This is a genomic window from Synechococcus sp. O70.2 (assembly GCF_047462135.1).
Classification (GTDB): domain Bacteria; phylum Cyanobacteriota; class Cyanobacteriia; order Thermostichales; family Thermostichaceae; genus Thermostichus.
Window position 1 is genome coordinate 41,305 of the sequence record NZ_JANSIS010000012.1, and the last position, 10,019, is coordinate 51,323.

Consider the following 10,019-nt stretch of genomic DNA (forward strand, 5'->3'; position numbering starts at 1 on the left):
GGCTTTGAGAGTGCTATGGCTAAGCCGCGCACCTTTTCCGGCATTCAGCCCTCTGGTGAGCTGCACCTGGGCAATTACCTAGGGGCGATTAAAAACTGGGTGGCCGACCAGGAGCACTACGAGAACTTCTTTTGCATTGTGGATCAGCACGCGGTCACTGTGCCCCAGGATCCCAAGCTGTTGAGGGAGCGCACCCGTTCCCTGTTTGCCCTTTATTTGGCCTGTGGCCTCAAGCTGGAGTATTGTGTGCTGTTTGTGCAGTCCCATGTGCCTGCCCATACGGAGCTGGCCTGGCTGTTTGCCACTATCACTCCCATGAACTGGGCGGAGCGCATGATCCAGTACAAGGAAAAGAAAGAAAAACAGGGAGAGGAGACAAGTGTTGGCCTGTTTAGCTACCCCATTCTGCAGGCGGCGGACATTCTCCTCTACCAGCCCAAGTACGTGCCCGTGGGGGAGGATCAGCGGCAGCATATTGAGCTATGTCGGGACATTGCCCGCCGCTTTAATGACCGCTTTGGACAGACCTTTGTCATCCCTGAGGCATTCATTCGTCCGCAAGGGGCGCGGATCATGAGCTTGACCGATGGCACCCGCAAGATGTCCAAGTCGGATCCCTCCGAGTTCAGCCGCATCCACCTGCTGGACAGTCCGGATGCCATTCGCAAAAAGATTCAAAAAGCCAAGACCGACTCCATCCGAGGCATTACCTTTGACGACCCGGCCCGCCCAGAGGCTCACAATTTGCTGACGATCTACATGCTCACCTCCGGCAAGAGCAAGGAGGAGGTAGCGGCTGAATGTGCCGGGATGGGATGGGCGCAGTTCAAACCCCTGCTTGCCGACAGCATTATCGCCACTCTAGAGCCCATTCAAAAGCGCTACCAGGAGCTCTGGAGTGACCCTGGCTACCTCCACGAGCTAATGCGGGAAAATGCCGCCAAGGCCCGTGCCGTGGCCGAGCAAACCCTCCAAAAGGTGCGAGATGCAATGGGGTTTCTGAGCCTTGAGGGATCCCTCACTTAGACTGCCCCTCGCGAACTTCGACAGGGCTAGGGGCAAGGCCCAGCTCGGCCAGGATCCCTTTCCAAACCAGAGGCAAGCGCTCCTGCCATTTTTGCCGGTGGTTGATCACGTACACGCAGAGCAGAGTAATGCCTACGCCCACCCACTGCTGCGGGGTGAGGGTCTCGCCCAGGAGGGTGCTGCCGAAGAAAAGGGCAAACACGGGGGTGAGAAAGGTTAGGGAGCTGAACTCGGTGAGATTTTCCTGGGAGGCGAAGTAGAAGAAGAGGGCATAGGCCACAGCGCTTCCCATCACCGAGGCGTAGAGTAGATCCAGCCAATGGATGCCGCTTAGGTGCTGCCACTGCTCGCTTTCTGTCAGCGCCGAAAGCAGGATCAAGGGCAGGCTACCCAGCACCATGTGCCAGCCGGTTGCCAACACGGGATCCGCCACCTCTGCCACCTTGGGCATCATCACGGTGCCGATGGCCATTGACAGCGAAGCCAGCAACATCCAGCCAACACCAGCTCCTAGCTGCAGGGATCCCCCCCCTCCAAGGCCAATAAGGCCGATGCCGAAAACTCCTAGCCCCAAGCTCAGCCAGCCCAGCACCCCCAGCCGCTCCCCGTAAAACCAGGTGGCCAGCAGGGCTACCACCAGGGGCTGCGAGTCAATCAGCACAGATCCCAAGCCGGCGCCGGTTTCCTGCAGCCCTTGGGCCAAAAATCCCTGAAAACAGGTGGCGTCCACCAGGGCAAAGGCCAAGACCCACAGCCAGCCCTGCAGTCCCTGGGGATGCCAGGGCTGAGACGCTCCGGAGGCCCGCCCCTGCCAGATCCGGAAGGCCAAAACCAGGATCCCGGCTGGCAACAGCCTCAGAATGGCAATGAAGAGCGGAGTGGTCTCAGAGAGGGCATCTCGCATCGCCACCATTGCCGAACCCCAAAGGAAAAACGGGGCAATCATCAGCAGGCGTTGCCAGATAGGCTGAGATAACTTGTTGGATTGAACCATGGGCGCTTCAAACTTGACAACAGAAGTCAACCCCATGTTAAGCGCTGCGGCAACCTAGTTACAAACCTTAACTATGGGATCCCTGGAGGGCTTTCTCAATCTGGATAAGCCGGCAGGGCTCACCTCCCACGACTGCGTGGCAGCAGTGCGGCGAACCTTGCGCACCCGCCAGGTGGGACATGGGGGCACCCTGGATCCGGCGGCAACGGGAGTTTTGCCCATCGCCGTGGGGCGGGCGACGCGCTTTTTGGCGTTTTTGCCAGGAGACAAGGTCTACCGGGCAACCTTTCGCTTTGGGCAGCGCAGCGACACTGACGATGCCGAGGGGCAGGTGGAGGTGGGATCCCCTTGTCCAGAGCTAAGTCGCGAGCAGGTGGAGGAATGTCTGCGGGAGTTTGTCGGCGAGATCTGGCAGGTTCCGCCTCTTTACAGCGCCATCAAACGGCAGGGGAAAAAGCTTTATGAACTGGCGCGGGCGGGGGCAAAGGCCTCAGAGCTAGGGCTAGAGCCGCGGCGGGTGGTGATTCGGCACCTGCAGATCCTGGACTGGCGTCCCGGCGAGTTTCCGGAAGTGGATCTGGAGATTGCCTGTGGCCCCGGCACCTACATCCGTGCCCTTGCCCGCGATGTGGGGGAAAAGCTTGGCTGTGGCGGCTTGATGAGCCAGCTGCGGCGGCTGCAAAGTGGCCCTTTTCGCCTTGAAGAGAGTTGGCCGCTAGAGGTGTGGCAGGGATCTGCCAATCCTGCTGCTGCCCTGCTGCCCATTGAGTGGGGCTTTGCCAGCTGGGAGTCAGTTTCTCTGTCACCCTCAGACAGCCGACGCTGGCAGCAAGGTCAGGCCATTCCTCTGGATCCCGGCCAGGCCACTGCCGAGACCCTGCGGGTGAAAAGCCACCAGGGAGAGTTTCTGGGGTTGGGACAACGCCAGGGCAGATTGCTCAAGCCGCTGCGGGTGCTGTTGCCGGATTCCTGATTTCCCTGTCGGGGAAAAACCTCCGGTGTGGTAGACTGCGTGAGAGCTAACCAAGGGCGGAAAACGCCTCAGTGGGTGCAGCTTGCTTGCCGGGAGCAGTTGAAGAGTTCTATTTTTCAACCTAGCCTTTTAAGACGCCACAAAAACGGAGTTGGGGATATGCGCGATGCCATAACCACCCTGATCAAAACCTACGACCTGACAGGCCGCTACCTGGATCGGGATGCCATGGACGCTCTTAGGGCCTTTTACGATTCGGGGTTGCGGCGCATCAAAGCTGTGCAGGTCATCAACCTCAACTCGGTGGACATTGTCAAGACGGCGGCGGCAGCCTTGTTCGCCGAGGTGCCGGAGCTGATCCGCCCAGGGGGCAACGCCTACACTACCCGCCGCTATGCCACCTGCCTGCGGGATATGGACTACTTCCTGCGCTATGCCTCCTACGCCCTGGTGGCTGGCGACAACAGCATTTTGGACGAGCGCGTTTTGGCCGGTCTGCGAGAGACCTACAACTCCCTTGGTGTGCCGATTGCTCCAACCGTCATTGGGATCCAAAACATGAAGCGGCGCACCCTAGAGCTGCTTGGCACCGACGAGGACTACAGCTTTGTAGCCGAGCCCTTCGACTACCTGAGTGCCAAACTCAGTGAAACCGATATCTAGCCTCATAGAGAGGGCAGGAATCTTCCCGGATCCCTTGCTTTGGTGGGGGTACGTTACCATCGTGGTAGCGCGCTAAGGATCTCCCGGGAAGGGAAAGAGCGGCCGTGGGGCGCGGCCCGAAGCCTTGTCCTAACTTTCCAGGAAGGCACGGCATCGTTGAACCCAAGCGAGAAGGTCGCCCTTTGCATGTCCCTCACAGCCTCCCTCGCTGGGGGCAGAAGGGGAGCAGTTGGTGGACTCAAGCCAAAGGCAGCGAAAACATGAAAGCTGTTGTCATGAACGTGCCCGGCGGGCCGGAGGTCTTGCAACTCCAGGAAGTGCCCGATCCCCAGATCCGCGGCGAGCGAGAGCTGCTTGTTCGTCTCAAGGCTGCTGGCGTCAACCCCATCGACACTAAGCTGCGGCGGCGAGGTACCTTCTACCCAGAAGAGATGCCGGCCATCTTGGGGTGTGACGGGGCTGGCGTTGTGGAAGCGGTGGGATCCGGGGTGCGGCAGTTTCGGGTTGGCGACGAGGTCTACTTCTGCTATGGCGGCCTGGGCAAGCAACCGGGGAACTATGCTGAGCTGATTGTGGTGGATGAGCGCTTTGTAGCTCCCAAGCCCAGAACCCTTAGCTTTGCCGAGGCTGCTGCGGCTCCCCTAGTGTTGATCACTGCCTGGGAGGCCCTCTACGAGCGAGGGCGGCTGCAGGCTGGCCAAAAGGTGCTTATCCACGCCGGCGCGGGAGGGGTAGGTCATGTGGCCATTCAACTAGCCCGTCTGCGGGCCTGCGAGGTGGCCACTACGGTGAGCACGCCAGAAAAGGCTGAGTTCGTCCGTTCTCTGGGAGCCAACCTGCCCATCTTCTACCGCCAGACTGACTTTGTGCGGGCTGTCTTAGACTGGACGGCTGGGGAAGGAGTGGATCTGGCGCTAGATACCCTGGGCGGCCCAGTACTGGAGCAGACCTTTCCGGCTGTGCGTGTGTACGGCGATCTCGTCACGCTGCTGGCGCCTGCTCCGGAGACCGATTGGCGGGTGGCCCGTGACCGCAACCTACGGGTAGGCTTTGAGCTGATGCTCACGCCGATGCTGAAGAATCTTGTTGCTGCCCAGCAACATCAGGCAGAGATTCTCAGGCAGTGCGCTCGCCTCATCGACCAAGGCCAACTACGTATCCGTCTCAGCCACACCTTTCCTTTGGCCGAAGCGGCTGCTGCCCACCGCTTGCTGGAGCAGGGATCCGTTCTCGGCAAAATTGCCTTAACCATTCCCGATTAGGCTGGCTAAGGGAGGCCCTGCCCAGCTCCGCCTATGGCTGACCCACTTACCCCTCACCTGCTGGAGAACGAGAGCTTCTATGAGAACGCCCTCTGCTGGCTGGGGCGGCCGCAGACGGTCTATCGGCTGCTGAGCGAAGCGGTTTTCCCACCAATTTCCTCGTGGGTGCGGGGAGAAGTGGATAGCCGTTCTTTTAACCACTGGCAGCCGGAAGACGTGCGCACCTTTCTCTACCCGGTGGTGGCCCTAGGAGACGAGGAGACGCTTGTCCTTGCCAGCGAGGCTCTCCTACTTTGCGGCATCGGCACCTACTACAATCCCTGCGACCTGGCAATTGTGGTGTTCGTGCAGCAGCCCCAAGAGCTGTTTAGCCAACTGATGCAACGCATCCGCCGCACCGAAGCCATCATCACCCGCGGGCCAGAAGTGCGCATGCTTTCGGAACAGGTGAGCCTGGCCAAGCGAGGACAAGACTACATCAACACCAAATACTTGGTCTGGCCCTACGCCCTTTCTGCTGCCGCTCAAGAGACTCTGGTTAAGCAAGGGATCAGCATTATTCGCCTTTCACCCCCAGAGGCTGCTTTGCCCTTTGGAGGCTAAGCGAAAATAGGGATCTCTTATCCCCAGTTTTCTATGGCCAGTGCCCACCTGCCGCCCCTCATTCAAGCAATGTTGGAGCCGGGGTTTTACCCCCATCCGGTGCGGGAGCCGATCCAGCTTCTCCAAACCCACATCTCCTATGTTCTCCTGACGGGCGACTACGCCTACAAAGTAAAGAAGCCCGTGGACTTTGGCTTTCTAAACTTCACCACGCTGGAGCGGCGGCGCCACTTTTGCCAAGAAGAGCTGCGCCTAAACCAGCGCGGGGCGCCGGGGCTTTACCTCCAGGTGTTGCCCATTGGGCAAACCCAAGGCCGGTTTCAGCTTGGCAGCAGTGGCGAGCCGGTGGAGTACACCCTTAAAATGCGGCAGTTTCCCCAAGAGCAACTCTTCAGCAACCTCCTCAAGCGGGGGGAGCTGACGCCAGCCTTGATGGAGGAGCTGGGGCGGGTGGTGGCAGCCTTTCACGCCCGGGCTGAGACTAACGACTACATCCGCAGCTTTGGCCGGCCAGAGCGGGTACGGGAGGCCTTCGACGAAAATTACGCCCAAACCCAGCGCTACGTGGGCGGTCCCCAGACGGCTGAGCAGTATCAGGAGACCCAAGCCTACACGGAGCGCTTTTTTGCCGAGCGGCAGGAGCTGTTTTACCAGAGGATGGCCCAAGACCGCATCCGCGAAGGCCACGGGGATCTGCATCTTGGCAACCTCTGTTGGTGGGAAGGCCAGATCTTGCTGTTTGACTGCATCGAGTTCAACGAGGCTTTCCGCTTTGTGGATACGATGTACGACGTATCCTATGCAGTGATGGATCTGGACGCCCGCCACCGTTCTGATCTGGGCAACGCCTACTTAAACACCTATCTGGAAGAAACGGGTGACTGGGAAGGACTGAAGATCTTGCCCATTTACCTCAATCGCCAGGCCTATGTGCGGGCCAAGGTTACCTCTTTTCTGCTGGACGATCCTGCCGCTGCGGAAGCTGACAAAGCCAATGCCTTCCACACTGCCGCCCGCTACTACCGACTGGCCTGGGAATACACGCTTCCCAAACAGGGACAGTTGTTTTTGATGGCTGGCCTCTCGGGAGCGGGCAAAAGTACAGTGGCCCGGTACCTAGCCCGGCAGCGGGGAGCCATTCACATTCGCTCCGATGCCGTGCGCAAGCACTTGGCCGGGATCCCTCTGCGGCAGCGGGGGGGGCCGGAGGTGTATACGCCAGAGATGACCGAGAAGACCTACCGCCGCCTGGTGGAATTGGGCGTGGAGTTGGCCCGAGAGGGTTATAGCGTAATTCTGGACGCCAAGTTTGACCGGCAAGCGCTGCGGGGCATGGCCATTGAACAGGCCCAAAAGTGCGGGATTCCCTTGCGCATCCTCCACTGTTACGCCCCTGAAGCTGTCCTCCGTGAGCGTCTGCAACGGCGTATGGCCGCAGGTACAGTCGAGGGAGGAAACCTAGCCGACATTGCCGATGCCACTGCCGATCTCCTTGCCCAGCAGCAGGCGCAGTGGCAGGATTTTTCCGAGGGGGAACGGTCTTACTTGACGGTGTTGGACACCAGTCAAGATTGGCAAGCGCAACTGCAGGAGATCACCAGTGAGCGAGGTAACGGCTAAGGATTTGCACTTGATGCCGTTGTTTGAAGGCTTTTCCCCCGAGGTGCTCGAGCCGCTAGCCCGTCAGATGGCGCTGCGCTCCCATGCCGTCAACCAGGCCATCGTGTTGCAAAACGACGGGGGCAGTACCGTCTATTTCATCCTAGAGGGTTGGGTCAAGATTCGCACTCACGACACGGAGGGGCGGGAGATTACCCTCACCATTCTCGGCCCAGGCGAGATCTTCGGAGAGATGGCCGCTTTGGATGAGGCGCCTCGTTCCAGCGATGTGGTTGCCTTAACACCGACCAAGGTTTGTTCTCTGTCGGCCCAGCATTTTCTAGCTTTCTTGGCTGCCAATGCCCAGGCTGGCATTCGCCTTGCCCAGCTCATGTCCCGCCGTCTGCGGCAGCTTAACCGGCGGCTGCAGTTGCGCGAGGCCAGCAGTGTTGCCCGCGTGGCCGATATTCTCCTCTTCTTGGCCGAATCCCGGGGCTGGGTCAGCCGCAGCGGTGTGGAAATCCCCAACTTACCCCATCGGGAGCTGAGTAGCTTAAGCGGCTTAGCTAGGGAGACCGTTACCCGCGTTCTCTCCAAGCTAGAACGAAAGGAGTTGATCCGCCGGGATCGCAGCCGCAACATTCTCTGTATTCCGCAGCTGGAGGCCCTGGAAAAGCTCCTTGGCTAAACTAGGGCGCTACCTGTTGCCAAAGACCTCCTGAGCACCCTAAAATAGGGGCTACGGAAAGCCGGGATAGCTCAGTTGGTAGAGCAGAGGACTGAAAATCCTCGTGTCACCAGTTCGAATCTGGTTCCTGGCATCCTATCTTGTTTTCCTGAGCTTTTCGAGATAGGTCCACACCCTAGGTTGGGAGCTTGCTGGCGCTGGCAAGTTGGCCACCAGGCAGCCCCCCTAGTTTTCGCGGCGCACAACACTTTCATGCCAGTGGCCCAGGATTTTGTCGGACAGGGCGCTCAAGGCCACAAAGATTAGGATCCCCAGGCCAGTCAGCAGCACCAGAGCGGCAAACATGCGGGGCACCTGTAAGTTGAAGCTGGAGATCAAAATCTGGTAGGCGATCCCGGCCCGCTCCCCGCCGCTACCTGCAACAAACTCGGCCACCACCGCTCCAATGAGAGAAAGGCCACCGCTGATGCGCAAGCCCCCGAGGAAATAGGGCAGGGCGCTGGGCAGGCGCAGGTAGATCAGAGTTTGCCAGCGATTGGCCTTGTACAGTTGAAACAGGTTGAGCAGGTTGTGATCGACGCTGTTTAACCCCAGAGTAGTGTTGGAGAGAATGGGGAAGAAGGCAACAATCCAGGCGCAGACCACCATGGCCGCAAAGGTGTTGTTGCGCAGCCAGATGATAATGAGTGGCGCGATGGAAATGATGGGCGTTGTTTGCAAAACCACCGCATAGGGGAAAAGGCTGCGCTCAATCCATTTGCTCTGGCTAAACAAAACGGCCAGCAACAGCCCAGAGATGGCAGCCAAGAGGAAAGCCACCACGGTAACCTGCAAGGTAACCAGTAGAGAGGGAAAAAGGGATCCCCACTCCTTCACCAGGGTTCTGGCCACCAAAACCGGCCCCGGCAACAAGTAAGGGGGAACCCCTGTCAGCCGCACCGCCACCTCCCAAAGCCCCAGAAAGAGGAGGCCGACGATCCCAGGGGCAATCACATCTGGATTGAGCCACCTGCCCAGATCCAACCGCTGGGGAGAAGTCGGCAGGCCAGAGCCAGCTACCTCAGCCTCACCGCGGGGGCCGGGCCTGAGTCTCTCGTTCACCCCACCGCCCAGAGCCCCAGTCGACCTATGCCAAGACCAGTGCTCCGGCAGGACAGGCAGGGATCCCAGACGGCGATCCAGGAACTGGAAAAGGAAGGCAAGGAGATCCACCATAGAAAAAAGCAGGCATCCTGTCAGCGCAACCGTCCAACCGAGAGAGGAGGCAGGTAAGGCTCCTGAGTCGTGCTACCCATAGCTTCGCGCAAACGGGCTGCCACCTCCCGACAGTAGTCGTTGTAAAGGGGCGAGGTGCGAAAGTCTTCTGACCGAGGGTAGGGGGCATCGATGGGGATATCCGCCACTACTCGCCCCGGACGGGCCGCCATGACCACGACGCGGTTGGAGAGGTAGACGGCCTCGTAAATGTTGTGGGTAACAAAGACTACCGTCCACCGCTGCTCCTGCCACAGCTCCAGCAGCTCACTGTTTAATTTGCTGCGGGTGATCTCGTCCAAAGCTCCAAACGGCTCGTCCATGAGCAGCACCTGGGGCTGGGTGACGAGGGCGCGGGCAATGGAAACGCGCATGCGCATCCCCCCTGAGAGCTCGCGGGGAAAACTGTGCTCAAACCCTTGCAAGCCCACCTGGCGCAGCGCCTGCAATACCTTGGGCTCCGCTTTCTCCCTAGGCTCGCCCGCCAACTTCAGGGGCAAGCGCACATTCTCCATCACCGTGGCCCAGGGCAGGAGGGCTGGCTCCTGGAAGACAAAAGCCAACTTGGGTTCCACCGGGCGGCTGGGGAGGTTTTGCTGGCAGTGGCCCCCCCACTCAATAGAGCCACTGGTCAACTGCCCTAGGCCGGCAATTAGCCGGAGCACTGTGCTTTTCCCACAGCCCGAGGGCCCCACCAAGCTGACAAACTGCCCCTCTGGAATGGCTAGGCTCATATCCTGCAAGGCCACTGTGCCGTTGGCATAGACCTTGCTGACGTGGTTGAGGAGAATCATCGGGGCAGGCATGGCTTACTTTTCCCGGCTCAGGGATCGGCGAGGAAGCGCTAAACTAATCGTACTCCTGCCGCCGCCGCAACTTGTTGACATACTCCCCGCCCTGAAGGGCATTCGCGACAGCGGGCCGTAGGCCGGGGATTCTCGTTCTTGGTTCCACGAG

At 59.6% G+C, this 10,019-nt stretch carries 10 protein-coding genes and 1 tRNA gene; 8 read left to right on the forward strand and 3 right to left on the reverse strand.

Features of this window, described 5'->3' with window-relative positions; translation table 11 throughout:
• Positions 1 to 15 precede the first annotated feature (15 nt).
• Positions 16 to 1,026: a tryptophan--tRNA ligase gene (gene trpS, locus NW812_RS10835; RefSeq protein WP_414396807.1), complete on the forward strand. Its 1,011-nt coding sequence runs from the start codon at positions 16 to 18 to the stop codon at positions 1,024 to 1,026.
• On the opposite strand, the gene NW812_RS10840 is transcribed toward trpS, so the two are convergent.
• On the reverse strand, positions 1,019 to 2,020 hold the full coding sequence (locus tag NW812_RS10840) for a DMT family transporter (protein WP_414396810.1): 1,002 nt from the start codon (positions 2,018 to 2,020) through the stop codon (positions 1,019 to 1,021). The genes trpS and NW812_RS10840 overlap by 8 nt on opposite strands.
• Positions 2,021 to 2,093: 73 nt before the next feature.
• Between NW812_RS10840 and truB the strand changes: the two genes are divergently transcribed.
• The 7 genes from truB to NW812_RS10875 all read left to right on the forward strand — a co-directional run bounded on the left by truB (position 2,094) and on the right by NW812_RS10875 (position 7,941).
• Positions 2,094 to 2,993, forward strand: a complete 900-nt coding sequence (gene truB, locus NW812_RS10845) for a tRNA pseudouridine(55) synthase TruB (RefSeq protein ID WP_414396812.1) — start codon at positions 2,094 to 2,096, stop codon at positions 2,991 to 2,993.
• 159 nt (positions 2,994 to 3,152) lie between these two features.
• A complete protein-coding gene (apcB, locus tag NW812_RS10850; protein ID WP_414396814.1) occupies positions 3,153 to 3,656 on the forward strand; it encodes an allophycocyanin subunit beta in 504 nt (167 codons plus the stop codon).
• 260 nt (positions 3,657 to 3,916) lie between these two features.
• Complete coding sequence (locus NW812_RS10855; protein ID WP_414396815.1) at positions 3,917 to 4,918, forward strand: zinc-dependent alcohol dehydrogenase family protein; 1,002 nt, start codon at positions 3,917 to 3,919, stop codon at positions 4,916 to 4,918.
• Between the two features lie 33 nt (positions 4,919 to 4,951).
• Positions 4,952 to 5,521, forward strand: coding sequence for a hypothetical protein (locus tag NW812_RS10860; protein ID WP_414396817.1), 570 nt, complete (start codon positions 4,952 to 4,954; stop codon positions 5,519 to 5,521).
• A gap of 33 nt (positions 5,522 to 5,554) precedes the next feature.
• Positions 5,555 to 7,141, forward strand: a complete 1,587-nt coding sequence (locus NW812_RS10865; protein WP_414396819.1) for an AAA family ATPase — start codon at positions 5,555 to 5,557, stop codon at positions 7,139 to 7,141.
• Between the two features lie 13 nt (positions 7,142 to 7,154).
• Positions 7,155 to 7,808, forward strand: coding sequence for a Crp/Fnr family transcriptional regulator (locus NW812_RS10870; RefSeq protein ID WP_414396822.1), 654 nt, complete (start codon positions 7,155 to 7,157; stop codon positions 7,806 to 7,808).
• A gap of 60 nt (positions 7,809 to 7,868) precedes the next feature.
• A tRNA-Phe gene (locus NW812_RS10875) sits at positions 7,869 to 7,941 on the forward strand.
• Positions 7,942 to 8,033: 92 nt separating this feature from the next.
• Here the strand turns inward: NW812_RS10875 and NW812_RS10880 are convergent.
• Both NW812_RS10880 and NW812_RS10885 read right to left on the reverse strand, forming a co-directional pair.
• A complete protein-coding gene (locus tag NW812_RS10880; RefSeq protein ID WP_414396824.1) occupies positions 8,034 to 9,023 on the reverse strand; it encodes an ABC transporter permease in 990 nt (329 codons plus the stop codon).
• A gap of 20 nt (positions 9,024 to 9,043) precedes the next feature.
• Positions 9,044 to 9,868: an ABC transporter ATP-binding protein gene (locus tag NW812_RS10885; protein ID WP_414396826.1), complete on the reverse strand. Its 825-nt coding sequence runs from the start codon at positions 9,866 to 9,868 to the stop codon at positions 9,044 to 9,046.
• Positions 9,869 to 10,019: the final 151 nt, after the last annotated feature.

Coding starts and splice junctions, on each gene's coding strand:
- NW812_RS10880 (WP_414396824.1), bottom strand. CDS start 9,023: ATGGTGGATCTCCTTGCCTTCCTTTTCCAGTTCCTGGATCGCCGTCTG.
- NW812_RS10860 (WP_414396817.1), top strand. CDS start 4,952: ATGGCTGACCCACTTACCCCTCACCTGCTGGAGAACGAGAGCTTCTAT.
- NW812_RS10840 (WP_414396810.1), bottom strand. CDS start 2,020: ATGGTTCAATCCAACAAGTTATCTCAGCCTATCTGGCAACGCCTGCTG.
- truB (WP_414396812.1), top strand. CDS start 2,094: ATGGGATCCCTGGAGGGCTTTCTCAATCTGGATAAGCCGGCAGGGCTC.
- NW812_RS10855 (WP_414396815.1), top strand. CDS start 3,917: ATGAAAGCTGTTGTCATGAACGTGCCCGGCGGGCCGGAGGTCTTGCAA.
- NW812_RS10870 (WP_414396822.1), top strand. CDS start 7,155: ATGCCGTTGTTTGAAGGCTTTTCCCCCGAGGTGCTCGAGCCGCTAGCC.
- apcB (WP_414396814.1), top strand. CDS start 3,153: ATGCGCGATGCCATAACCACCCTGATCAAAACCTACGACCTGACAGGC.
- trpS (WP_414396807.1), top strand. CDS start 16: ATGGCTAAGCCGCGCACCTTTTCCGGCATTCAGCCCTCTGGTGAGCTG.
- NW812_RS10865 (WP_414396819.1), top strand. CDS start 5,555: ATGGCCAGTGCCCACCTGCCGCCCCTCATTCAAGCAATGTTGGAGCCG.
- NW812_RS10885 (WP_414396826.1), bottom strand. CDS start 9,868: ATGCCTGCCCCGATGATTCTCCTCAACCACGTCAGCAAGGTCTATGCC.